The following is a 23,950-nucleotide window of genomic DNA, read 5'->3' as shown; positions in this document are numbered from 1 at the left end:
AACGAAGAAAAGGGGAGCAAAACATGACATTCATTTCACGGGTTATGACCGCCCTGTCGGCGACCGCGGTACTGGCCCTATCAGGCATCGCGCATGCGGAAGACAAGGCGTGGAAGACGGTGACGATCGCCACCGAAGGCGCCTTCAAGCCCTACAATTTCACCAAGCCGGACGGCACGCTCGACGGCTATGAGATCGAGCTGACGAAATATCTTTGCGACCATATGAAAGTCGAGTGCAAGATCGTCGTGCAGAACTTCGATGGCATGATCCCGGCGCTCAATGCCGGCAAGTTCGATGCCATCATCTCCGGCATGTCGGCAACGGCCAAGCGCGAGGAAGTGATCGCCTTCAGCGATTCCTACGGCTCCACCGGCCAGGCCTTCGCAACCTCTAGGGAAAGCGACCTCGTCAACCTGCCGGAAAAGGGCGAGGTCTTTTCGCTTGGTAGCAACGAAGCCGGGGCGATCGCCGAGATCGACAAGATCAAGCCGATGCTGCAGGGCAAGACGATCGGCGTGCAGACCGCCTCGACCGGCGCCGCCTTCGTCGATAAATATCTCAAGGGTGTGCTTGAGGTCCGCGAATACAAGACGACCGAAGAACACGACCTGGATCTCAAAGCCGGCCGTGTCGACCTGGTGATGGCCTCCATGGCCTATCTCACCACTGCTGCGCAGAAGCCGGGCAACGAAGACATGACGACGGCCGGTCCGCGCTTCCAGGGCGGTTTCCTCGGCCGCGGCAGCTCCGTCGGGCTGCGCAAGGATGACACCAAGCTGAAGGCGATGTTCAACGATGCAATCACTGCCGCAAAGGCCGACGGCACAATCAAGACGCTTTCGGAAAAGTGGTTCGGCTTCGATGTGACGCCGAAATGAGCGGCTGATCCTCCAAACGTCAGGCCCGGCGAGCCGTCTCGCCGGGTGGCATTCTCAGTCTAAGCCACTCAGGAATTCTTCGGTCTCCATCAGTTCGAGCTGCACGGAAAACCGATCGTGCAGAAGTTCCAGCGATGCATCGTAGGTGTCGTCGGCGCTGCTGCAGACGGCGTCCTTCAGGACGATGACGCGATAGCCGAGATCGATGGCGCCGAGTGTCGTGGCGAGCACGCAGACATCCGTTTCACCGCCTGATATGACAAGTGTGTCGACCCGCTCCGACTGAAGGATCGGATGAAGGCGCCCGTCGATCCAAGGGGAATAGGTGCGTTTGTCGAAGTGCCTTGCCGGTGGAACCAGCGATGCCAGCGATGGCGCGAGATCGATGAAGCCGGGCGGCAGATGTTCGCCCGTCATCATCCACCATTTCTGATAATAGTCCCGCCATTTCCCCGGCATGTCGTCGGCATGCTCGGGTGGCAGGAAGCGGGTGAAGATCGTTCTGAATGGGTGCCGCCCGGCCAATTCTTCGATCTGGGGACAGACCCGCGCCATCCAGGGAACGTGCCACGGCGTGTCCTCGGCAAACATCCGCTGCATGTCGACGCAAAGGTGCCGCCACTCGCCGATCTCGCCCATCACATCCTCCGTTCGGTCTTCGGGCGTCAACCATCGCCTGCGGCGAAAGTTCCCGGATCGGCGGACGATCAAAAGCCTTTCAGGCGATGGCTCCGGGAGCGATCGCCAGCAATTCGGCGGCGTTTTCGGGTTTGCGGAAACAATCGAGGTCGCGCAGCGGAACCGGTTTGGAGAAGAAATAGCCTTGCAGGTCGGTGCAGCCGAGGGCGGCCAGAAAATCGCGTTGATATTCGGTTTCGACCCCTTCCGCCGTCGTCGAGATGCCGAGGTTGCGGCTGAGCGCGACGATGGCGCCGATGATGGCGGCCCCGTTGGCTTTTGTGCCGAGCAGCGAGACGAACGAACGGTCGATCTTGATGCGGTCGATCTCGAAGCGCATCAGGTGGCTGAGGCATGAAAAGCCGGTTCCGAAATCATCGAGCGAAATCTGAACACCCTGGCTACGCAGCGAACCCAGCACCGAATAGATGTCCGAGTTATCTTCGATCAGCGAAGATTCGGTGAGTTCGAGTTCGAGCCGCGATGGCGGCAACCCGCTCTCCTGCAGCACGGCGAAGACTTCCTCGGCAAAATTCGGCCGTCTCAACTGGGCGGGAGACACGTTGACGGCAACAAATGTATTCTCAGGCCATTTGCAGGCGGCTCGGCAGGCTTCGCGCAACACCCAGAAACCGAGCGCGTCGATGAGGCCGCCCTCCTCGGCGACGGGGATGAAGCTGGCCGGCGTCAACAGTCCACGCCGGCTGTGACGCCAGCGCACCAGCGCCTCGGCGCCCGACGCCGCGTATCCGCCCTCGGCCCGATGCACCGTTTGGTAATAGACCTCGAGCGAGCCGAAGTCCGGTCTGTTTACAGCCGGATCGGCGCGTAGACCGTCGCCGGATGAGGCCGTGCTTTTGGCCAGAACCTCCCGGAGTTCGTTTTTGAGAATGTCGCGCGCATTCCTGCCGCCGTCCATGGACGGCGAATAGACGCGCCATTGACCTCTGCCGCCCATCTTCGCTTCGTAGAGTGCGACGTCGGCATAGCGCATGATGTCGTCGGCATTCCGGCCGGCATCCGGCACGACGGTTACGCCGATCGAGCCGCCGACGCGGGCGACCGCCTCACCGCGCAAAAGCGGGAAGGGTTTGCCAAGTTCGGCAACGATCGCTGCGCAGATTGCCGGCAAAACCTGATCATCATCCTTGATGTCCCGGAGAAGCAGAGCGAATTCGTCCCCTCCGAGCCGGGCAAGCGTGTCGCCTGGACGTAGCACAGAGCGGATCCGCTCCGCCGCCATTCTGATGAGTTCATCGCCGGCGGCATGGCCGAAGGTGTCGTTCACGGCCTTGAAGCGGTCGAGATCGAGAAGCGCAACCGCCGAGCGCTCGGTCGAGTTCTCGGTCTCGGCCAGGCACTCGTCGAACCGCATCGCGAACAAGGCGCGATTGGGAAGGTCGGTCAGCACATCATGCAAGGCTAGCTGCCGTGCATGCAGCTCGCTTTTCCTCAATTCGCCGAGGCTGCTGCGCAGGCGCACAAGCAGGACCGAGAACAGGATCGCGATCACCAGGGCGGCAATCGAAAGCGCCGGCATCAACCGGCCGATCACCCTCGAGCCCGGAAGATCCGGCCGCCATACGATAAAGCCGATCGGTTCGCCGTTCGCCGTGGCGTCGATCTGAAACGCGACTTCGTTTTCGTCGGCATCGGCGGTACGCGCGAAGCGCGCGCCGTTGAGGCCCTGCTGCCGGCTCAATTCGTCCAGCGCCGGACCATCGAGAAACCGCACGACGATCAGGAATTGCCGCATCGGCTGCTGCTGCCCCTCGGACGCTTCGTTGATGGCGACGACGCCGACGATGGTCGGTCGGCCTTCCAGCCGCATCAGATTGGCGAGCGCACGGTTGGGGCGGGCGGCATTCGCGAGGCGGGTTTCCATCGAGGACGGCGTTCGTTCGGAAACCGTCCCCTGTCTCACGCCGAGGCGGGCATCCTGAAGGAGCGGCAAAAAGAGAGGCTTCATCCAGCGATAACGCTTTTCCGTTCGGGTGTCCGCCAGCATCAGCAGTTGCGCCTTCTCGTCGACGACGAAAGCCTGGTCGTAGCCGAAGGCGGACATTGCGGTCTGGCTGATCGCGCTCCCGGCCGCCGCCGTCAGGACGGCATCGAGGCTGGAGGAGCCTCCGGTTGACCGGGCGGCAGGATAAACACGTGTGAGGTAGCCGTTGCCGAACTGGCCGATAACATGCGCGACCTGATCGACCTGTTCCCGCAGGCGCGCATTCACAAGATTACGCTGTCGATCAAGGGCCGCAGCATCGCTCTCGGTTCCGGCCCACAGCGCCGAAAGCACCACCAGCCCGATCGCGCCAAGCCCGCTGACGGCGATCAGAAACAGAATTCTCCCCGAAGCGATCCAGGATTTCTGGAACGTATTGGAGCTGGACGGAAGAACGATATGCAAGCGTAACCCCAGAACACCACTACACGGGCGCATTCCCAACGCTAACAAAGAAGCGTTCACGTAGAATTAAAGGCTGCGGCGCACTATCGGTTGAGATCGACCATACCCCAAGGAGTTTCCGGCGATGTTGCGCATATCCATTCAGACTATGTTGCGCGGCGCGCTGATGGCGGGCGGGTTGGCTAGCCTTCTGGCCGCGACTTCGCCGCTCCAGGCGGCTGCGCAGGATCGCACGCCGATGCGAATTGCCGTCGAAGGTGCATTTCCGCCGTTCAACTATCTCGATGCGAACAACAAGCTTCAGGGCTTCGACATCGATATTGCCAATGCGCTGTGCGAAGTCGGCAAGTTCGAATGCCAGTTCATCATCGAGAAATGGGACGACATCATCCCCGATCTCGTTGCCAACAAATACGACGCCATCATCTCCTCCATGTCGATGAGCCTCGAGCGGCGTCAAAAGGTTGCCTTCACCGAGAAATATTACAATAGCCCGTCGGTGTTCATCGTTCGGAAAGATTCCTCGATCAGCGATGTCAGCCCTGCCGCCCTCAAGGATAAAAAACTTGGAGTGACATCGTCGACGGCGCAGGAATCCTATGCCAACCATCTCTATCCTGAGATGAAGAAGACGGTTTTTCGCTCGTCGCCGGAACTATACAAGGGTCTGGCGGACGGCAGCGTCGACATTATCCTCGAGGATAAACTCGCCATCTACGACTGGATTGCCAACACCAAGGCGGGAAGCTGCTGCGAGTTCAAAGGGCCGGATCTGGTTGACGTCACATATTTCGGCGAAGGCGCCGGTATCGCGCTGCGGCTGGATGACAAGGAACGGCTTACGCGCCTGGACGAAGCGTTGAAGACCATCAAAGCCGATGGGACCTATGACATGATCAACGCAAAATATTTCCCGTTCAGCATCCAGTAGTTCGTCAATCCAATTGTCATGTGACAATGCGGAATGGCCGGTTTTCCCCGGCCATTCCTGTCAGGTAAAATTCCCCCGTCGCAATCGCTAGGCGGCCTTCGCAACCACGCCGTGCGGATCGAGGACATATTTCGTCGCCGCCCCATGGTCGAAGCTTTCATATCCAGCGGCGGCATCGTCGAGCGGGATGACCTTGGCGTTGACGATATCGGCAATCGGCAAACGATCGTGGAGGATCGCCTGCATCAGCTGACGATTGTACTTGAGCACCGGGGTCTGGCCGGTGTGGAAGGACTGCGCCTTGGCCCATCCGAGGCCGAAACGGAGCGACAGATTGCCGTGTTTGGCGGCATTGTCGACGGCGCCCGGATCCTCGGTGACGTAGAGGCCCGGAATGCCGATCGAGCCTGCGGCGCGGGTAATCTCCATCATCTGATTGAGCACGATCGCCGGCTGTTCGCCGCCCGAATGCCCCCTCGCCTCGAAGCCGACCGCATCGATGGCGCTGTCCACCTCGTTGGTGCCGACTACTTGTGCGATCATGTCGCCGAGGCGGTCGCTCTTCGACAGGTCGATCGGTTCGAAACCGACCTTCGCCGCATGCGCCAGACGGTCCTTGTTGAAGTCGCCGATCATCACGACGGCAGCGCCGAGAATGCGGGCCGAAGCCGCAGCCGCAAGGCCGACAGGGCCGGCGCCGGCGACATAGACGGTCGAGCCGACCCCGACGCCTGCACGCACCGCGCCATGGAAGCCGGTGGGCAGAATGTCGGAGAGCATGGTGAGATCGCGGATCTTCGCCATCGCCTTGTCCCGATCCGGGATTTTCAGCAGGTTGAAATCGGCATAGGGAATGGTGACGTAGCGCGCCTGTCCGCCGATCCAGCCGCCCATGTCGACATAGCCGTAAGCGCCACCGGCGCGGGCCGGGTTCACCGTCAGGCAGACACCGGTATCCTGTGACTTGCAGCAGCGGCAACGGCCGCAGGCGACATTGAACGGCACCGAGACGATATCGCCGATGTCGAGCATCTCGACGTCGACGCCTTTCTCGATGATTTCGCCGGTGATTTCATGACCGAGGACCAGGCCCGGCATCGCCGTCGTGCGGCCGCGGACCATGTGCTGGTCGGAGCCGCAAATGTTGGTCGAGATCACCTTCAGGATGACGCCGTGCTCGATGCGGCGGCCGTCCGGCGCTTCCAGCTTCGGGTCGTCGATGTCGCGCACTTCGACCTTGCCCGGCCGGAGATAAACGACGCCTCTATTCTTGCTCATGGATTCCTCCCACATGTTTGAATGCCTCGATCTGCAACCGATGCAGCCGATGGCAACATTCCCTCCGGCCTGCCTCCTCTGCAGCCCGGTGTCGACAACGCCGGATAGCGCCGCATCGGGCGATATTCGGATTTTGCAAAAGGGACAGATTGGATGGAGGAGAAGAGTGAACGCCACGGTTTGGTCTGTCGTTCGTGATCGCCCGCCGCAATCCGTCGATTTGCCGCGCAAGAGCTGGTGTCCGGCTCCAGAAACTCCTTTCGATCCACCCCGAGATCTTTCCGGATCTTTCCGGCGATTTCCGTGTGGATTTCAGTTCTTCTACCGCTGCGGGCAGCGCCGCCGTCAGGCCGGCTTCCCGATGGTCCATTTCGCCAGTTTGCGAGATAGCGCCTTGAACACCACAAACAAACCATGCCTGACGGAAAACAGCGATCAAAAAAACGACATGGGTGCAACTCAAAGACGACAGTCGGTGAAGTCGCAAGAGCGCGCTGCGCAGGGGCAATAATTGATCCCGCGAATACGGCGGTTTTCCGGACCGTCCGGGAAGATTTGATGGCCGTCTGGTGGGCTTAGGCTTAGGCGCGATGCGGCCGCCGGCTGCGGTTGGCGTCGATCGCCGTGTGCCAGAACACGGCGCCGAGGATGATCGCCCCGCCGAAATAGGTGGCGACGGGCGGCTGCTCGGAAAACAGCAGCCAGACCCAGAAGGGTGTCAGCACGATTTCCATCGTGCCGATAAGTGCGGCTTCCGCCGGCGGCATCCGCTTTGCCCCGGCGAGGAAGAGCACCAGCGCCAGGGAGAAATTGGTAGCGCCGAAGGCGGCAAGGACGACCCAGTTGTGCAGGTCGAGCGAGCCGACCGAACCGAACGGCGCAAAGATGACGAGGGTCAGGAAGGCGCTGACCACAGTCGGCGGCAGGCTCGGCACACCGGGGCTGATGCGCGGGATGATGATGACGAGCGCGAAGGACGCGGTCATTCCGAGCGCCAGCAGGTCGCCCCAGCCGGTGCCGCCACCGATCGACGAGGCGACGATGACGGCGACGCCGAGGAGCGAAATGCCGCCGGCGATCATGGTCCGCCTGGCCACCCTCTCCTTGAGGATGAGCCAGCCGAAAAGCGCCGCGATGAACGGCGTCGTTGCATAGATCATCGTCACATTGGCGACGGTGGTCATGTAAAGCGACCCGATGAAGCATCCCTGACTGAAGGTCTGGCATGCGATCATCGCAAGGCCGCTCGGATGGAAGACGGAACGCCATTGCCGCCGTGAAATACCCCCTTCGAGGAAAAGGCAGGGGATCAGCAGGAACAGGCCGCCGAACAGTGACCGCCAGGCGATCGCCGTCCATACGTCCGTTGTGAGCAGCCGCGAATAGACGCCGCTCGCACTCCAGGCAAGCGTCGCGGCAATGATGAGAAGCACACCCTTCTCGTGCTCGCTGCCGGCGAGGCGCGTGGTCGGATTTTCAATGGTCACGCAGATGGGTCTCAAAGAAGGAAGTCGAACGCCGGTCTTTTGTGCGCCAGGAATTGACATCAGACAAACGAATAGTAGAGATAGCTATCATCGATTTTTTCTATGGCTATGCATGCACGAGCCGATTGAAAGCGATCTCCTGAGGACCTTCCTTGTCGTCGCCGAGACGTCGAATTTCTCGGCGGCTGCCCAGCGCATCGGGCGGACGCAATCGGCCGTCAGCAGCCAGATCAAGAAGCTCGAGGAGACGATCGGCGAAACCCTGTTCGAGCGCGGCGCCCGCGGCGTGCTGCTGACGCGCCAGGGCATACAGCTCGTGCCCTATGCCCGCCGGATCATCGATCTGCTGAGCGAGGCCGCCGCGACGATCCGCAGCAAACCGCTGGATGGGCCGGTGCGCATCGGCATTCCCGAGGAATACAGCCAGACGGTGCTGCCGGCAGCCCTTGCGGCTTTCGCCGTCCGCCATCCGGCCGTCGAGGTCACCGTGTCCTGCGACTATACCGTGCGTAACCTCGCCGCCCTCGAGCGGGACGAACTCGATCTCGCCGTGGTTTTCGACTGGAGCGACCAGACGAAAGGCGAGGTCCTCTGCGTTGACCCCACAGTCTGGGTTACTTCAATGGTGCATCGGCTGCACGACATCCATCCCCTGCCGATTGCGACCTATCGCAATTCCACCTGGTCGCGCGATTATGCGCTGCGGTCGCTGGAGCAGATCGGCCGCAATTACCGGATCGCCTTCATTGCCGATACCGGCTCGGGGCTGAAGAATGCCGTCACCGCGGGCCTTGCCGTGACCACGCTCTGCCGCAGCAACATTCCGCCCGGCTGCCGGGAACTGACTGCCGAAGACGGTTTTCCGCCGGTCGATTCCTCGAAAGTCGTGCTCCGGCGCAATCCCTACCGATCCAGTGAGGCCGTTCGCGAACTTGCGGATATGTTGCGGGACGCCTTCCAGCCTACGTCGGGGTGATGCGGCGGTGAAGGCGGCGCCGGGTCTCGGATGGGCTTTCGGAAAAACTCGCCCGGTAGCTTCTGGCAAAGGCCGAGGCCGAGTTGAAGCCGGTCGCCGCGGCGATATCGGCGAAAGAGGCTGTCGTTTCGATCACCTTGCGCCGGGCCGCGTTCAGGCGCAGCGCGAGATAATGCACATGCGGCGGCGCACCGATGCTCTGCTGGAAAAGATCCTGCAGATGCCGGGCACTGATGCCCACCCGGCGGGCGAGCCGCGTGAGGATCAGGGGCTGCTCGATATGCTCCTCCATCAGCCGCACCGCCTGCGCCACGCGGGGATCGTGCATACGCAACCCGGCCGAAGCCGCGGAAAGCGGCTCATCGGCATGGAAGGACGGCTGCTCGTAACGGAACAACCGGCTGACTTCGAGCGCCAGCGAATAGCCCTGCCGCTGCCGGATCACCTCCAGCATCAGATCGACGGTCGGAAGCGAGCCTGAGGTCGTCAGTCGTTTGCCGTCAATGACGAAACGATCCTTGACTGCCCGCACCTGCGGATAGGCCAGGGCAAAATCCTCGTAGTCCTCCCAGTGGACGGTCGCCGGCAGTCCGTCGAGCAGGCTTGCTTCGGCCAGCAGCCATGTGCCGGATTCGATGCCGGCAATTATCTTGCGGTAACGGGCGGCCTGGGAGAGCTGCATCTTCAGCGCCGGCGTCGCACCTTTCCGCCAGTTGTAACTGGCCAGCACGAAAAGCGGCGTCTCCTCGGTCGTCGCCCGAAAGGTCCCCTGGGCGGGCACGGCGATATTGCTGGTGGTCGGGACCGGCTCCCCGTCAGGCGTCAGCAGCCGCCAGCGATAGAGTTCGCTGCCGGAAATGCGGTTGGCGCCGCGCAGCGGCTCGATGACCGACGCGATCAGGATGAGGTTCGCGTCCGGCAGGACGAGAAGATCGATATCGAGCCGTTCCGTCGATCGCTCCAGCAAACTCACCTCCGATGATTCCGATAATGTATCGAATAGATCTGAAAATGCAAAGCATCGCTGCTCCGTCTGTCGCGTAATGCAGACAAGACGGGGAGAACAAAAACATGCCTCTTGCAATGAACCGCGATGTCTTCATCACCTGCGCTGTCACTGGCGCCGGCGATACGGTCTCAAAATCCAGCCACGTGCCGATCACTCCCAAGCAGATCGCCGATTCGGCGATCGATGCGGCAAAGGCCGGTGCGGCGGTCGTTCACTGCCATGTCCGCGATCCGGAAACAGGTGCTGCCAGCCGCCGCAACGATCTCTACAGGGAAGTCACCGACCGTATCCGCTCGGCGGATGTCGATGTCGTCCTCAATCTCACCGCCGGCATGGGCGGGGATCTGATCTTCGGGAATGTCGAAAGTCCCCTGCCCCTCAATCCCAAAGGCACGGATATGGTGGGCGCCACTGAGCGCGTCAGCCATGTCGCCGAATGCCTGCCGGAGATCTGCACGCTCGACTGCGGCACGATGAATTTCAACCTCGGCGACTATGTCATGACCAACACGCCGGCCATGCTGCGGGCGATGGCGAAGAAGATGACCGATCTCGGCGTTCGCCCCGAAATCGAGGCCTTCGACACCGGCCATCTCTGGTTCGCCAAGCAGCTTGCCGAGGAAGGCCTGATCGAAGACCCGGTGCTGATCCAGCTCTGCATGGGTATTCCATGGGGCGCGCCCGATGATCTCAATACCTTCATGGCGATGGTCAATAACGTGCCTGAGAGCTGGACCTTCTCGGCCTTTTCGATCGGCCGCAACGCCATGGCCTATCCGGCCGCAGCCTTGCTGGCCGGCGGCAATGTCCGCGTCGGCTTGGAAGATAATCTCTTCGTCGGCAAGGGCCAGCTCGCCACCAACGCGCAGCTCGTTGAAAAGGCCGTGCAAGTGGTCGAAGGCATGGGTGCGCGGATCATCGGTCCGGAAGACGTTCGCAACAAACTCAAACTGACGAAGCGCTGAGGACGGCATGACACGGATTAACAAGGCAGCTTGTATCGGCGGCGGCGTCATTGGCGGTGGCTGGATCGCGCGTTTCCTGCTGGCCGGCATCGATGTTGACGTGTTCGATCCGCATCCGGAGGCGGGCCGCATCGTCGGCGAAGTGATCGCCAATGCCGAAAAAGCCTATGCCATGCTGACCGGCGCACCGCTGCCGCCGCGCGGCAGGCTGAGGTTCTGCAAAACGCTGGAGGAAGCCGTCGCCGGTGCCGACTGGATCCAGGAAAGCGTGCCGGAACGGCTCGATCTCAAGCGCGGTGTGCTCACCCAGATCGATGCCGCGGCGCGACCCGACGCGCTGATCGGCTCTTCCACCTCAGGTCTGCTGCCGACCGATCTGCAGCGGGACATGAAACACCCTGAGCGCCTCTTCGTCGCCCATCCCTATAATCCCGTCTATCTGCTGCCGCTTGTCGAAATCGTCGGGGGCCAGAAGACCTCGGCGGCGACCATTAAAGCGGCGATGGACAGGCTGCCACCGATCGGCATGAAGGGCGTCCATATCGCCAAGGAGATCGAGGCCTTCGTCGGCGACCGGCTGCTCGAAGCGCTGTGGCGCGAGGCTCTGTGGCTGATCCATGACGACATCTGTACCGTCGAGACGCTCGATGACGTCATCCGCTACTCCTTCGGCCTGCGCTGGGCGCAGATGGGCCTGTTCCAGACCTATCGCATCGCCGGCGGCGAGGCTGGCATGCGCCACTTCCTCGCCCAGTTCGGTCCCTGCCTCGCCTGGCCCTGGACCAAGCTGACCGATGTCGTCGATCTCGACGATGCACTGATCGAAAAGATCGGCCGGCAATCCGACGAACAGGCGGCCGGCCTGTCGATCCGTGAACTCGAGCGCATCCGCGACGAAAACCTGGTCGGCATCCTGCAAGCCCTCAAGGGCGGCGATGGCGGCAACGGCTGGGGCGCCGGCAAGCTGTTAAAAGATTTCGAGCAATCGCTCTGGGCACAAGGTGGCGGCGCGACCACGTCTTTCGACCCGTCGAAGCCGCTAAGGCTCGTCGAGACGAAGGTCAGCCCGGCCTGGGTCGACTATAACGGCCATATGACCGAGCACCGCTACCTGCAGGTCTTCGGCGATACGTCAGACGCATTGCTGCGCCTCATCGGCGTCGACTTTGCCTATGTCGCGGCGGGACAAAGCTACTACACGGTGGAAAGCCATATCCGCCATCTCGGCGAGGCGAAGCTCGGCCAGGCGATCCACTCGACCTGCCAGGTGCTTGGTGTCGACGAAAAGCGGCTGCACGTCTTTCACACGCTTTACAACACGGAGAGGGGCGAGGCTCTCGCTACCGCCGAGCACATGCTGCTGCATGTCGACAGCAAGGCGGGCAAAGCCACACCGGCGCCAGCCGCGTTGTTCGACAAGGTCAAGGCGATCGCCGAAGCACATGCGACTTTGGCGGCGCCCGAAGGCGTCGGCCGCCACGTCGGTCAGAGGCGGTAGGAGGATCGGCATGAATTTTGGTCTCAGCGAAGAACAGGAAATGATCGTCGAGACGGTTCGCGCCTTCGTCGAAACCGAAATCTATCCGCATGAGACCGAGGTCGAGCGCAGCGGCATTGTGCCGTTGGAGCTCGGGCGCGAAATCCAGCGCAAATGCATCGATCTCGGCTTCTACGCTTGCAATTTCCCCGAGGAAGTCGGCGGCGCCGGTCTCGACCATGTCACCTTCACGCTGGTCGAGCGGGAACTCGGGCGCGGCTCGCTGGGGCTGACGGTGTTCTTCGGCCGGCCCTCCGGCATCCTGATGGCCTGCGAGGGCGAGCAGCGCGAGCGCTACCTCCTGCCTGCCGTGCGCGGCGAGAAGATCGATGCGCTTGCCATCACCGAGCCGGACGCCGGTTCCGATATGCGCGGCATGAAATGCGCTGCCCGCCGCGACGGCGGCGACTTCGTCCTGAACGGTACGAAACACTTCATCTCCCATGCCGATGTCGCCGATTTCGTCATCGTCTTTGCCGCGACGGGCGAGGAGGAGACGCCGAAAGGCATCAAGAAGAAGATCACCGCCTTCCTGGTGGATCGCGGCACGCCGGGGTTTGAAATCCTCAAGGGCTATGATTCCGTTTCGCATCGCGGCTACCATAACTGCACCCTCAGTTTCACTGATTGCCGCATTCCCGAAGCCCAAGTGCTGGGCGAGGTGCATCGCGGCTTCGATATCGCCAATCAATGGCTCTACGGCACGCGATTGACGGTCGCCGCCACCTGCGTCGGCCGGGCGCGGCGCGTCTTCGATCTGGCTCTGCCCTATGCCGCCGAGCGCAAGCAGTTCGGCAGGCCGATCGGCGCCAATCAGGGTGTGTCGTTCAAGCTCGCCGATATGATCACCGAGATTGACGCGGCCGACTGGCTGACGCTGTCAGCCGCCTGGCGGCTCGATGCCGGCTTGCCTGCAGACCGGCAGATCGCCTCGGCCAAGCTCTATGCCTCTGAAATGCTGGCGAGGGTCACTGATGAGGCGATCCAGATTTTCGGCGGCATGGGCCTGATGGACGACCTGCCGCTCGCCCGCTTCTGGCGGGATGCGCGTGTCGAGCGCATCTGGGACGGCACCTCCGAAATCCAGCGGCATATCATCAGCCGCGACCTGCTTCGGCCGTTGGGAGCGTGAGCCGATGATATCTCGCCCGCTCGACCGCCTGCTCAGACCGCAAACGATCGCCGTCTTCGGCGGCCGCGAGGCGCGCAGGGTGATCGAGCAGTGCGACCGCATGGGTTTTGCCGGAGAGATCTGGCCCGTCCATCCCCACCTCGACGAGGTGCTGGGGCGGCCCTGTTATCGCTCGGTCTCCGATCTGCCTTCGGCGCCGGACGCCGCCTTCGTCGGCGTCAACAGGACGCTCACCGTCGAGATCGTCCGCAGCCTTTCGCGGGCCGGCGCCGGCGGTGCGGTCTGTTATGCATCGGGCTTCAGCGAGGCGACGGCGGAACTTGCAGACGGCGCCGATCTGCAGCAGGCGCTGCTGGCGGCGGCCGGCGACATGCCGATCCTCGGCCCCAATTGCTACGGGCTGATCAACGGTCTCGACGGCGCGCTGCTCTGGCCCGACCAGCACGGCATGAAGCGCACCAAATGCGGCGTCGCGATCCTCACGCAGTCTTCCAATATCGCCATGAACCTGACCATGCAGACACGCGGGCTGCCGATCGCCTATATGGTCACGGCAGGCAATCAAGCGCAGACATCGCTTGCCGATGTCGCCTGCGCATTGATCGACGATCCGCGCGTCACGGCGGTCGGCCTTCATGTCGAAGGTTTCGGCGACCTCTCCGGCCTCGAACGCCTGGCCGCCATTGCCCGCCGGTCCAAGAAGCCGGTCGTCGTGCTGAAGGTCGGCAGATCAGAGCAGGCAAGACATGCGGCGGTGTCGCACACCGCCTCGCTCGCCGGCAGCGATGTGGTGGCCGATGCCGTGCTTGCCCGGCTCGGCATCGGCCGTGTCCAGAGCCTGCCGGCATTGCTGGAAACCCTGAAGCTGCTGCATGTCGCCGGCCCTCTCCCCAGCCATACGATCTCGTCCATGAGCTGTTCCGGTGGCGAGGCCTCGCTGATGGCGGATGCCGCCGTCGGCCGCAATGTCGAATTCCCTGCTTTGCAGCTGCGACAACTGCCGCGGCTGCGGCGGGTCCTCGGCGAGATGGTGGCGCTCTCCAATCCGCTCGACTACCACACCTTCGTCTGGGGCGATTTCGAACGCCAGACCGAAGCCTTCAGCGCCATGTTCGAAGGCGGCTATGCCCTCAATCTCGTCGTCCTCGATTTTCCGCGCGGTGATCGCTGTGATGCGGCCGAATGGGCGACGACGGCGGACGCGGTTATCGCCGCGGCCACTGCCACCGGTGCGCTGGCCGGCCTTCTGGCGACCCTTCCCGAGAATATGCCGGAACCGATCGCCGATCGGCTGATGGCGAATGGCATCGTCGCCTTCTCGGGCATCGACGAAGCCATCATTGCGGCGGAAGTCGCTGCCGGTATTGGCAAGGTCTGGGATCGCCCGCCTCCCCTGCCGCTGCTCGACGTGCCGTCCATGGACGGCGAAATCGAGACGCTGACGGAAGCCGATGCGAAGACGGAACTTGCCGCCTGCGGCCTCCCTGTTCCCTGGGGGCTGCAGGCTTTTTCTTCCCGGGAAGCCGCCGAGCAGGCCGAGCGGCTCGGTTTCCCCGTCGTGCTGAAGGCTCTCGGCATTGCCCACAAGACCGAGGCCGGCGCCGTCGTGCTCAACCTCAGGGATAGTGAGGCCGTCTCGAACGCGGCGGCGAAAATGCCGTCGAATGCCGGGTACCTCGTCGAGAAGATGATTGATCCGCCGGTCGCCGAACTCATTGTCGGCGCCACCCGCGACCCTGTCTTCGGATTATCGCTCACCTTGGGAGCGGGCGGAATCTTCGTCGAATTGCTGGAGGATTCCGTCATCTTGCCGCTTCCGGCGACGAAAACCGAGATTCGTGCGGCGATTTCTCGCCTCAAGCTAGCAAAATTGCTCTATGGCTATCGCGGACGGCCGAAAGGCGATCTCGACGCCGCGGTCGCCGCTATCGCAGCAGCGGCGGATTATGTCGTAATGAACGCGGCATGCCTGGAGGAACTAGACATTAATCCCTTAATGGTTCTTCGCGAGGGGCGTGGTGTTGCCGCAGCCGATGCTCTCATACGGCGGAGGAGGTAGCATAGGTTGAACGATCCCATTCGCACACGACAGGACGGCGGAGTGCTCGAAGTCGTCATCGACCGGCCGAAGGCGAATGCCATCGACCTTGCGACCAGCCGTGCCCTGGGATTGATCTTCCGGGATTTCCGTGACGATCCCGAATTGCGTGTCGCGATCGTGTCGGGTGCGGGCGAGAAATTCTTTTGCGCCGGATGGGACCTCAAGGCGGCAGCATCAGGAGATGCGGTCGACGGCGATTATGGCGTCGGCGGCTTCGGCGGGCTGCAGGAGCTGCGCGATCTCAACAAGCCGGTCATTTGTGCGGTCAACGGCATCTGTTGCGGCGGCGGACTGGAGATCGCGCTTTCAACAGATCTGATCCTCGCCGCCGAGCATGCGACCTTCGCTCTGCCGGAAATCCGCTCGGGCACGGTTGCCGATGCGGCCTCGATCAAGCTGCCAAAGCGCATCCCCTATCACGTCGCCATGGACATGCTTTTGACGGGACGCTGGCTCGACGTTCACGAGGCGCATCGCTGGGGGTTCGTCAACGAGGTGCTGCCGGCCGAGCGGCTGATGGAGAGAGCCTGGGAGCTTGCCCGGCTGCTCGAAAGCGGGCCGCCGCTCGTTTATGCGGCCATCAAGGAAATCGTCCGCGAAGCGGAGGGTTCGACGTTTCAGACTGCCATGAACAAGATCACCAAACGGCAGTTTGCGACCGTCGACAGGCTCTATTCGAGCGAAGACCAATTGGAAGGCGCGCGGGCTTTCGCCGAGAAGCGAAGCCCCATTTGGAAAGGAGAATAGGGAGGCGGCGGCAACCGCAGCATTTTCCCGCATGATGCGGGCACCGGAGGTGGAGAGGAAACCGCCTGCCGACCAGCCCGGAAGTTCTGTCAACGCACCATAAAGAAGGAACTGGGGAATGAACGACTACACGAAATATCTGACAAGCCGCGTCACGGCGGGCGGGCTCAGCCGCCGCGAATTCATGGGACGCGCCATGGCGGCGGGCATCACACTTGCCGTCGCCGACAAGCTCTTCACCGAAAGCGCTGAAGCCGCCGAACCGAAGCGCGGCGGTCACCTGAAGCTCGGCCTCGAAGGCGGTGCCGCCACCGATTCCAAGGACCCGGCAAAATTCCTGTCGCAGGTCATGTTCTGCATCGGCCGCTGCTGGGGCGACATGCTGGTCGAATCCGATCCGCTGACGGGTGCCGCCGTGCCGTCGCTGGCCGAATCCTGGGAACCCTCGAAGGATGCGGCCACCTGGACCTTCAAGATCCGCAAGGGCGTCAAGTTCCACGACGGCAAGGAGATGACGATCGACGACGTCGTTGCGACGCTGAAGCGCCATACCGACGCGAAGTCGGAATCCGGCGCGCTCGGCGTTCTCGGCTCGATCAAGGAGATCAAGGCCGACGGCGGCAATCTCGTGCTGACGCTCAGCGAAGGCAATGCCGACATGCCGCTGCTGCTGTCGGACTACCATCTGGTCATCCAGCCGAATGGCGGCGTCGACGATCCGCTGGCCTCGATCGGCACCGGCCCCTACAAGATGACGAGCTTCGAGCCCGGCGTCCGCGCCACCTTCGAAAGGAACAAGGACGACTGGCGCACCGACCGAGGCTATGTCGACTCGATCGAAATCATCGGCATGAACGACGCGACCGCCCGTATCGCGGCCCTTTCGTCCGGTCAGGTGCACTACATCAACCGCGTCGACCCGAAGACGGTCAGCCTCTTGAAACGTGCCCCGAATGTCGAGATCCTCTCGACCGCCGGCCGCGGCCATTACGTCTTCATCATGCATTGCGACAAGGCGCCGTTCGACAATAACGATCTGCGTCTGGCGCTCAAATATGCCATGGACCGTGAGACCATGGTGCAGAAGATCCTCGGCGGCTACGGCAAGGTTGGCAACGACTTCCCGATCAACAGCACCTATGCGCTGTTCCCCGAGGGTATCGAGCAGCGCGTTTACGATCCCGACAAGGCAGCCTTCCACTACAAGAAGTCAGGCCATAGCGGCTCGGTCCTACTGCGCACGTCGGAAGTCGCCTTCCCCGGCGGTGTCGATGCCGCCGTCCTCTATCAGGAGAGCTGCAAGAAGGCCGGTATCGAGATCGAGGTCAAGCGCGAACCGGGCGACGGTTACTGGACCAACGTCTGGAACGTCCAGCCCTTCTCGACCTCCTATTGGGGTGGCCGTCCGACGCAGGACCAGATGTATTCCACCGCCTATCTCTCGACGGCGGACTGGAACGACACCAAGTTCAAGCGCCCCGACTTCGACAAGCTGCTGCTGGAGGCCCGTTCCGAGCTTGATGAAGCCAAACGTAAGGAGCTGTACCGCGCCATGGCGATGATGGTGCGCGACGAGGGCGGCGTGATCCTGCCGATGTTCAACGACTTCGTGAACGCCTCCACCAAGCAGGTGAAGGGTTATGTCCACGACATCGGCAACGACATGTCGAACGGCTATGTCGCAACCCGCGTCTGGCTGGACGCCTGATGGCAAGGGGCGCTTGCCCCTCCGATCTCCAACGAAGCCGGGACCGTGGGATGAAACCCGCGGTCCTCCCGCCGTTTTAGCGCGAGGTTCTCGCCATGACCAATCCTGCCCCCGGCATCTTGCCCGGCCTCCGGTTCCGGCAGCGTTTTCCGCTGCTGGCCCTGATCCTCGAGCGCTTCGTGCTCAGCCTCGTCCTGCTTTTTGCCGTTTCCATCCTGATTTTCGGCGGTCTGGAAGCCCTGCCCGGCGATTTTGCCACAACCTATCTCGGCCAGTCGGCGACGCCGCAGGCCGTTGCCAATATTCGTCAGGATCTCGGGCTGAACCGCCCGGTCACGACGCGCTATGTCGAGTGGCTCGGCAACGCCGTCCAGGGGGATTTCGGCACCTCCTGGGCCAGCAAGAATTCGGTGAGCGAGCAGATCGGCAAACGCCTCGGCAATTCGCTTTTCCTGGCGGGTTTCGCAGCTGTCATCTCTGTGCCGCTCGCGGTCGGCCTCGGCATGTTCTCAGTGCATTTCCGCAACCGCCTGCCGGACAAGATCATCAACATCATCTCGCTTGCGGCGATCTCACTGCCGGAATTCTTCATCGGCTACCTCTTGATCCTGTTCTTCGCGGTGAAGTTCGGCATGGCGACCTTTCCGGCCACGGTCTATGACAGCATGGGTTTCGTCGAGCGGTTGAAGGCGATCGCGCTGCCGACGGCGACCCTCGTGCTCGTCGTGCTTGCCCACATGATGCGCATGACGCGGGCGGCGATCCTCTCCGTCATGTCGTCAGCTTATATGGAGACGGCAGAGTTGAAGGGCCTCAGCGCCTTCCGCGCGATCGTCAAGCACGCCGCCCCCAATGCGCTTGCGCCTATCATCAATGTCGTCGCATTGAACCTTGCCTATCTCGTGGTCGGCGTCGTCGTTGTCGAGGTGGTCTTCGTCTATCCCGGCATGGGGCAATATATGGTCGATGCGGTCACCGTGCGCGACATGCCCGTCGTCCAGGCCTGCGGCCTGATCTTCGCGGCCGTCTACATCTTTCTCAACATGACGGCCGATATCCTTGCGATCATCGCCAATCCCCGGCTGAGGCATCCGCGATGAGATTGAGAGATATTCCCATCACCGCCTGGATCGGCATGACCGGCATTGCCGTCGCCTTCATCTTCGCCCTCTTCGCGCCCTGGATCGCCCCTTATGGCGAGACCCAGGTCGTCGGCGACGTCTGGGCGCCTGCCGACGCGAATTACGTCTTCGGCCTCGACAATCTCGGCCGCGACATCCTCTCGCGTCTGATCTACGGCGCGCGCACGACGCTGCTGGTCTCGTCGGCTGCCACCGTCATCTCCTTCTCGCTCGGCATCATCCTGAGCTTCACCGCTGCCGTCTCGCGCGGCATCATCGACACGGTCTTTTCGCGCTTCAACGATCTGATGATGTCGATCCCGACGCTGATCTTCGCGCTCGTGGTTCTTGCGGTCCTACCGCAGAACATCATCGTCCTGATCCTTGTCATGGCGATCCTCGATTCCACCCGCGTCTACCGTCTCGGCCGCGCCGTGGCACTCGATGTCGCGGTGATGGAATTCGTCGAGGCTGCTAAGCTCCGCGGCGAAGGCAAGCTCTGGATCATCTTCCGCGAAATCCTGCCGAACACGCTGTCGCCGCTGCTGGCCGAGTTCGGCTTGCGCTTCGCCTTCTCGATCCTCTTCCTCTCGACGCTTTCCTTCCTCGGCCTCGGCATTCAGCCGCCGGCGGCCGATTGGGGCGGCATGGTCAAGGATAACAAGGACGGCATCATCTTCGGCATATCAGCAGCGCTGGTGCCAGGCACGGCGATCGCCGTGCTTGCCGTCTGTGTCAACCTCGTCGTCGACTGGCTCCTGAAACGCACATCCAGCCTCAAGGGAGGGCGCGGCGATGCCTGAGCTTCTTTCCGTTCGCAATCTGAAGATCGAAGCAACCAGCTATCCGCCGGGTGAACCGCCCAAACGGGTGACGATCGTCGACGGCGTTTCCTTCGACCTGCAGAAGGGCAAGGTTCTCGGCCTGATCGGGGAATCCGGTGCCGGCAAGTCGACGATCGGCCTTTCCGCACTCGCCTATGGCCGGGGCGGAGCCGAAATCACCGGCGGCGAGGTCTTGCTCGACGATGCCAATATCCTGGCGCTCGGCAAGAACGGCATCCGTCAAATCCGCGGCGCGCGGGTCTGCTACGTCGCGCAGTCTGCCGCCGCTGCTTTCAATCCTGCGCATCGGCTCGGCGACCAAGTGATCGAGGCTTCGGTCAAACATGGATTGATGAGCAAGGACGAGGCGCGCAAACGTGCGCTTTATCTGTTCGGGGTTCTCGGCCTGCCCAATCCCGAAACCTTCGGCGAGCGCTTTCCCCACCAGGTCTCCGGCGGCCAGTTGCAGCGCGCGATGACGGCAATGGCGCTCTGCTCCAACCCCGAACTCATCGTCTTCGACGAACCGACGACGGCACTCGACGTCACCACGCAGATCGACGTGCTGGCGGCGATCAAACATGCCATCGAGGAAACGCACACCGCCGCCCTTTATATCACCCACGACCTCGCCGTCGTCGCCCAGATCTCGGACGACATCATGGTTCTGCGCTATGGCAAGCAAGTCGAATATGGCAGCGTCCGGCAGATCATCGAGGCGCCGCGGGAGGACTATACGCGCGCCCTCGTCAATGTCAGGCAGGCCTACCGCGAGGAAGCGGCCGACCAGTCCACGGCACTTCTCAAGGTGGAGAATGTCAGCGCCGAATATTCCAACGGCTTCAAAGTGCTCCACGATGTCTCGCTGCATGTGCCGAAGGGCCAGACCCTCGCCGTCGTCGGCGAATCCGGCTCGGGCAAATCGACCTTGGCGCGCGTTATTACCGGCCTGTTGCCGCCGAGCAGCGGGCGCATCGTCTTTGATGGAAAGCCGCTGATGCCAGGCCTCAAGAGCCGGCCGAATGACGATTTGAGGCGTATCCAGCTGATCTATCAGATGGCCGATACGGCGATGAACCCGCGGCAGACGGTCCGCGACATCATTGGCCGCCCGCTGACCTTCTATTATGGCCTGAGAGGCGCTGAGAAGACCGCAAGGGTAAAGGAACTGCTCGACCAGATCGAAATGGGCAAGGGCTTTGTCGATCGCTACCCGGCCGAACTATCAGGTGGCCAGAAGCAGCGCGTAGCGATTGCGAGGGCGCTTGCCGCCAAGCCCGAACTCATCCTCTGCGACGAGCCGACCTCGGCGCTCGATCCGCTGGTTGCCGAAGGCATTCTGAAACTGCTGCTGAAGCTGCAGGAAGAGGAACAGCTCTCCTACGTCTTCATCACCCATGACATCGCTATCGTGCGCGCCATCGCCGACAGCGTCGCGGTGATGCATCGCGGCAAGCTCGTCCGCTTCGGTCCCAAATCCCAAGCGCTATCGCCGCCCTTCGACGATTACACCGACCTGCTGCTGAAATCCGTGCCCGAGATGGAGATCGGCTGGCTGGAGCGGGTACTGACGACGCGGAAGATGGCAAGCGCTGGAAATTGAAGGCTCCAAATCTTCCGGCAGTCATCCGGATCTGATGGCTTAGTCGCAAATCGGTGTCTTCAATACTCTGCCGGCACGGCATATACTTCCGCGGATGGATCTGCGAGGAACGAGCGCACCGTCGGTGGCAGCTGGCGTGAAGACAGCGGCAGTGGTCCGCAGCGCGACAGAAGCTCGCGCAGGTCGGGCTCGGCGCCGACATGCCGCCAGATCATCCGCGACGCATAGGGGAGATTTTCCCTTCGCCAGGAAACTCCCATTGTCGTCCCGCGCAGATAGACGCGCTGGTACTCGTCGAATGGCAGGAGGATCGTCTGTGACAGTATCGGATTCGAGCCGACCACCCGCTCCGTAATGAAAATCCGGTTTCGATAGAAGGCAGCAAGGCCGACATATTTCGAAAACTGCTGGATGCCGTTTCCGGGGTCCCGCAGACGCTCCATTGATTTGACATGCGCAAGCCCACCCTTCTCCAAAATGCGGCTGCAAGAACAGACAACCATTCCCGGCCAGGACGGTGAACGATGATAGGTTTGGAAATAGCCGATATGGCGCCGGAGCGCGGTCAGATCTCCTGGGAACGCCTTTAACAGTTCGGAACTTTGATTGAGGTCCAGAGTCGGTTTGCGAAGCCGCTCGCGAAAGAGCCTGGGAGCGAGACCAAAGTCGGCTGCGTCGAGATCGAAATACTTGGCTATGCGCGCGAGATTATGGGCAGACGGGCTCGTCTGGCCGTTGATATATCGATTGAATTGCTGCCGATTGATATCGATCGCGCGGCACAGATGCGAAATGGAACGCTGCGTGGCACAGGCAATCTTGAGGTTCTCGACCAGGTGACGCATCGGCGGCTCCGTCTTAAATGTTAGTAGCGTAAACTCGCTTAAAGATGCGTCAAGTCGCGAAATTGCGTGGAGCAGCCTGACCTCTACGTTCCCTTCTAGTAAAATTGAAAAAGGGAACTGCAATGACACGTGAAAAGGATCAATCTTCGCCTCTGAGTATCGGCCGCCGTCACTTCCTGGGCGGTGCCGTCGCGCTGGGCGCTTTGCCTGCTCTCACCTCCGGCCTGCTGGTGCCGCGCGATGCCCACGCGCAGGAAGCGAAACGCGGTGGTCATCTGAAACTCGGCCTCAAGGGCGGCGCCACCAGTGATGCGCTCGACCCTGCGACCTATAGCGCCTCCGTGTTGTTCGTCATTGGCCGTCTCTGGGGCGACACACTTGTCGAATCCGACCCCAAGACCGGTGCGCCCTTGCCGTCGCTGGCGACTTCCTGGACGCCATCAGCGGACGCATCCGTCTGGACTTTCAAGATCAGGAACGACGTGCAGTTTCACGACGGCAGCAAGATGACCGTCGCGGACATCGTCGCGACACTGAAGCGACATGCGGACAAGAATTCGCAGTCGGGTGCTCTAGGGCTCATGGCCTCGATCACCGGTATCGAAGAAAAAGCGGGCGATCTTATCCTGACGCTTTCGGAAGGCAATGCGGACCTGCCTTTGCTTTTGACCGACTACCACCTGATCATCCAGGCGAAGGGCGGCGTCGACAAGCCTGCGGCGGCCATCGGGACAGGTCCTTACATTCTGAAAAGCTTCGAACCGGGCGTTCGCGCAGCCTTCGAGAAAAACCCGAAGGATTGGCGCTCCGACCGCGGCTTTGTCGACAGCGTCGAAATCCTCGTCATCAACGACAACACCGCCCGCATTGCCGCACTTGCCTCCGGCCAGGTCCATTTTGTCAACAACGTCGACCCCAAGACCGTCCCGATGCTGCAGCGAGCACCGACCGTCGACATCCTCCGGAATGCCGGCAAGGGCTTCTATTGTTTCCTGACGCATTGCGACACCGCTCCCTTCGAGAACGCCGATCTTCGGCTTGCGCTGAAATATGCCATCGATCGTCAGGCGATCCTCGACAAGGTTCTGGGCGGCTACGGAACGATCGGCAACGACTATCCGGTCAATTCCAACTACGCCCTCGCCCCGACCGATATCGAGCAGCGCCCTTATGATCCGGACAAGGCCGCCTTCCACTTCAAAAAATCGGGTCTCGACCGCTCCATTCAGCTGCTCACATCAGACGCGGCCTTTCCGGGCGCCGTGGATGCGGCGATCCTGTTCCAGCAAAGCGCGCGCAAGGCCGGCATCACGATCGACGTCAAGCGCGAACCGGAAGACGGCTACTGGACCAATGTCTGGAACAAGCAGCCCTTCTGCGCCTCGTTCTGGGGCGGCCGTCCGACTCAGGATTCGCGCTATTCCACCTCCTACCTGTCGACCGCAGAATGGAACGACACGCGTTTCAAGCGCGCTGACTTCGACAAATTCGTTCTGCAAGCAAGGTCTGAACTTGATGAGGCCAAGCGAAAAGTGCTTTATCGGCAATTGGCGCTGATGGTGCGAGACGATGGCGGTCTGATCTTGCCCGTCTTCAACGACTATATCATGGCCTCTTCGAAAACGCTGAAGGGATATGTCGACGATATCGGCAACGATATGTCCAACGGCTACATCGGCAGCCGTGTGTGGCTTAATGCCTAAAGCTCTTCTGGATA

General features: G+C 61.8%; 19 protein-coding genes and 1 riboswitch. Of the genes, 13 read left to right on the top strand and 6 right to left on the bottom strand.

Features of this window, described 5'->3' with window-relative positions:
- The first annotated feature begins 23 nt into the window (after nt 1-23).
- Nucleotides 24-881, top strand: coding sequence for a transporter substrate-binding domain-containing protein (locus CO667_RS20710; protein WP_097620138.1), 858 nt, complete (start codon nt 24-26; stop codon nt 879-881).
- A gap of 54 nt (nt 882-935) precedes the next feature.
- Here the strand turns inward: CO667_RS20710 and CO667_RS20705 are convergent, their stop codons facing one another.
- Both CO667_RS20705 and CO667_RS20700 read right to left on the bottom strand, forming a co-directional pair.
- Entirely contained in the window at nt 936-1,520 is a 585-nt protein-coding gene (locus tag CO667_RS20705; RefSeq protein WP_097620137.1) for a cysteine hydrolase, read from the bottom strand.
- A 79-nt stretch (nt 1,521-1,599) separates the two neighbouring features.
- Nucleotides 1,600-4,002 carry an EAL domain-containing protein gene (locus tag CO667_RS20700; RefSeq protein ID WP_179874187.1) on the bottom strand — a complete coding sequence of 801 codons (2,403 nt, stop codon included), beginning with the start codon at nt 4,000-4,002 and terminating at the stop codon, nt 1,600-1,602.
- Nucleotides 4,003-4,093: 91 nt separating this feature from the next.
- On the opposite strand from CO667_RS20700, the gene CO667_RS20695 reads away from it, so the two are divergent.
- Nucleotides 4,094-4,900, top strand: coding sequence for a transporter substrate-binding domain-containing protein (locus tag CO667_RS20695; RefSeq protein WP_097620135.1), 807 nt, complete (start codon nt 4,094-4,096; stop codon nt 4,898-4,900).
- 87 nt (nt 4,901-4,987) lie between these two features.
- Here the strand turns inward: CO667_RS20695 and fdhA are convergent, their stop codons facing one another.
- Nucleotides 4,988-6,178 carry a formaldehyde dehydrogenase, glutathione-independent gene (fdhA, locus tag CO667_RS20690; RefSeq protein ID WP_097620134.1) on the bottom strand — a complete coding sequence of 397 codons (1,191 nt, stop codon included), beginning with the start codon at nt 6,176-6,178 and terminating at the stop codon, nt 4,988-4,990.
- Between the two features lie 213 nt (nt 6,179-6,391).
- Nucleotides 6,392-6,590: riboswitch (cobalamin riboswitch) on the bottom strand.
- Nucleotides 6,591-6,759: 169 nt separating this feature from the next.
- Nucleotides 6,760-7,665: an EamA family transporter gene (locus tag CO667_RS20685; RefSeq protein ID WP_097620133.1), complete on the bottom strand. Its 906-nt coding sequence runs from the start codon at nt 7,663-7,665 to the stop codon at nt 6,760-6,762.
- 112 nt (nt 7,666-7,777) lie between these two features.
- Here CO667_RS20685 and CO667_RS20680 point away from each other — a divergent pair, with 112 nt between their 5' ends.
- Complete coding sequence (locus CO667_RS20680) at nt 7,778-8,641, top strand: LysR substrate-binding domain-containing protein (protein ID WP_097620132.1); 864 nt, start codon at nt 7,778-7,780, stop codon at nt 8,639-8,641.
- On the opposite strand, the gene CO667_RS20675 is transcribed toward CO667_RS20680, so the two are convergent.
- A complete protein-coding gene (locus tag CO667_RS20675) occupies nt 8,628-9,614 on the bottom strand; it encodes a GlxA family transcriptional regulator (protein WP_097620131.1) in 987 nt (328 codons plus the stop codon). The genes CO667_RS20680 and CO667_RS20675 overlap by 14 nt on opposite strands.
- A 98-nt stretch (nt 9,615-9,712) precedes the next feature.
- On the opposite strand from CO667_RS20675, the gene CO667_RS20670 reads away from it, so the two are divergent.
- The 9 genes from CO667_RS20670 to CO667_RS20630 all read left to right on the top strand — a co-directional run bounded on the left by CO667_RS20670 (nt 9,713) and on the right by CO667_RS20630 (nt 21,388).
- Nucleotides 9,713-10,615: a 3-keto-5-aminohexanoate cleavage protein gene (locus tag CO667_RS20670; protein ID WP_097620130.1), complete on the top strand. Its 903-nt coding sequence runs from the start codon at nt 9,713-9,715 to the stop codon at nt 10,613-10,615.
- 7 nt (nt 10,616-10,622) lie between these two features.
- Complete coding sequence (locus CO667_RS20665) at nt 10,623-12,113, top strand: carnitine 3-dehydrogenase (RefSeq protein WP_097620129.1); 1,491 nt, start codon at nt 10,623-10,625, stop codon at nt 12,111-12,113.
- Between the two features lie 10 nt (nt 12,114-12,123).
- Nucleotides 12,124-13,284: an acyl-CoA dehydrogenase family protein gene (locus CO667_RS20660; protein ID WP_097620128.1), complete on the top strand. Its 1,161-nt coding sequence runs from the start codon at nt 12,124-12,126 to the stop codon at nt 13,282-13,284.
- Nucleotides 13,285-13,288: 4 nt separating this feature from the next.
- Nucleotides 13,289-15,343 carry an acetate--CoA ligase family protein gene (locus tag CO667_RS20655; RefSeq protein ID WP_097620127.1) on the top strand — a complete coding sequence of 685 codons (2,055 nt, stop codon included), beginning with the start codon at nt 13,289-13,291 and terminating at the stop codon, nt 15,341-15,343.
- Nucleotides 15,344-15,349: 6 nt separating this feature from the next.
- Nucleotides 15,350-16,132: a carnitinyl-CoA dehydratase gene (locus tag CO667_RS20650; RefSeq protein WP_097620126.1), complete on the top strand. Its 783-nt coding sequence runs from the start codon at nt 15,350-15,352 to the stop codon at nt 16,130-16,132.
- 118 nt (nt 16,133-16,250) lie between these two features.
- Nucleotides 16,251-17,840, top strand: coding sequence for an ABC transporter substrate-binding protein (locus CO667_RS20645; protein WP_097620125.1), 1,590 nt, complete (start codon nt 16,251-16,253; stop codon nt 17,838-17,840).
- Nucleotides 17,841-17,935: 95 nt separating this feature from the next.
- Nucleotides 17,936-18,940, top strand: a complete 1,005-nt coding sequence (locus tag CO667_RS20640) for an ABC transporter permease (protein ID WP_097620124.1) — start codon at nt 17,936-17,938, stop codon at nt 18,938-18,940.
- On the top strand, nt 18,937-19,764 hold the full coding sequence (locus CO667_RS20635) for an ABC transporter permease (protein ID WP_097620123.1): 828 nt from the start codon (nt 18,937-18,939) through the stop codon (nt 19,762-19,764). Before CO667_RS20640 ends, CO667_RS20635 begins: the two co-directional genes overlap by 4 nt.
- Nucleotides 19,757-21,388 carry an ABC transporter ATP-binding protein gene (locus CO667_RS20630; RefSeq protein ID WP_097620122.1) on the top strand — a complete coding sequence of 544 codons (1,632 nt, stop codon included), beginning with the start codon at nt 19,757-19,759 and terminating at the stop codon, nt 21,386-21,388. Before CO667_RS20635 ends, CO667_RS20630 begins: the two co-directional genes overlap by 8 nt.
- Before the next feature lie 59 nt (nt 21,389-21,447).
- Here the strand turns inward: CO667_RS20630 and CO667_RS20625 are convergent, their stop codons facing one another.
- A complete protein-coding gene (locus CO667_RS20625) occupies nt 21,448-22,233 on the bottom strand; it encodes a helix-turn-helix transcriptional regulator (RefSeq protein WP_097620121.1) in 786 nt (261 codons plus the stop codon).
- Nucleotides 22,234-22,355: 122 nt separating this feature from the next.
- Between CO667_RS20625 and CO667_RS20620 the strand changes: the two genes are divergently transcribed.
- Nucleotides 22,356-23,936: an ABC transporter substrate-binding protein gene (locus tag CO667_RS20620; protein WP_097620120.1), complete on the top strand. Its 1,581-nt coding sequence runs from the start codon at nt 22,356-22,358 to the stop codon at nt 23,934-23,936.
- The last annotated feature ends 14 nt before the right edge of the window (nt 23,937-23,950 follow it).

Source organism: Rhizobium sp. L43 (assembly GCF_002531725.1).
GTDB lineage: Bacteria > Pseudomonadota > Alphaproteobacteria > Rhizobiales > Rhizobiaceae > Rhizobium.
The sequence above is the reverse complement of the archived record's forward strand: the minus strand, read 5'-3'. Positions and strand labels throughout refer to the sequence as shown.

Bases quoted from the DNA above. Each gene is read 5' to 3' on its own strand.
- CO667_RS20710 (WP_097620138.1), top strand. From the start codon at position 24: ATGACATTCATTTCACGGGTTATGACCGCCCTGTCGGCGACCGCGGTA.
- CO667_RS20695 (WP_097620135.1), top strand. From the start codon at position 4,094: ATGTTGCGCATATCCATTCAGACTATGTTGCGCGGCGCGCTGATGGCG.
- CO667_RS20620 (WP_097620120.1), top strand. From the start codon at position 22,356: ATGACACGTGAAAAGGATCAATCTTCGCCTCTGAGTATCGGCCGCCGT.
- CO667_RS20700 (WP_179874187.1), bottom strand. From the start codon at position 4,002: ATGCGCCCGTGTAGTGGTGTTCTGGGGTTACGCTTGCATATCGTTCTT.
- CO667_RS20625 (WP_097620121.1), bottom strand. From the start codon at position 22,233: ATGCGTCACCTGGTCGAGAACCTCAAGATTGCCTGTGCCACGCAGCGT.
- CO667_RS20705 (WP_097620137.1), bottom strand. From the start codon at position 1,520: ATGGGCGAGATCGGCGAGTGGCGGCACCTTTGCGTCGACATGCAGCGG.
- CO667_RS20655 (WP_097620127.1), top strand. From the start codon at position 13,289: ATGATATCTCGCCCGCTCGACCGCCTGCTCAGACCGCAAACGATCGCC.
- CO667_RS20665 (WP_097620129.1), top strand. From the start codon at position 10,623: ATGACACGGATTAACAAGGCAGCTTGTATCGGCGGCGGCGTCATTGGC.
- CO667_RS20640 (WP_097620124.1), top strand. From the start codon at position 17,936: ATGACCAATCCTGCCCCCGGCATCTTGCCCGGCCTCCGGTTCCGGCAG.
- CO667_RS20670 (WP_097620130.1), top strand. From the start codon at position 9,713: ATGCCTCTTGCAATGAACCGCGATGTCTTCATCACCTGCGCTGTCACT.
- fdhA (WP_097620134.1), bottom strand. From the start codon at position 6,178: ATGAGCAAGAATAGAGGCGTCGTTTATCTCCGGCCGGGCAAGGTCGAA.
- CO667_RS20630 (WP_097620122.1), top strand. From the start codon at position 19,757: ATGCCTGAGCTTCTTTCCGTTCGCAATCTGAAGATCGAAGCAACCAGC.
- CO667_RS20660 (WP_097620128.1), top strand. From the start codon at position 12,124: ATGAATTTTGGTCTCAGCGAAGAACAGGAAATGATCGTCGAGACGGTT.
- CO667_RS20635 (WP_097620123.1), top strand. From the start codon at position 18,937: ATGAGATTGAGAGATATTCCCATCACCGCCTGGATCGGCATGACCGGC.
- CO667_RS20645 (WP_097620125.1), top strand. From the start codon at position 16,251: ATGAACGACTACACGAAATATCTGACAAGCCGCGTCACGGCGGGCGGG.
- CO667_RS20680 (WP_097620132.1), top strand. From the start codon at position 7,778: ATGCACGAGCCGATTGAAAGCGATCTCCTGAGGACCTTCCTTGTCGTC.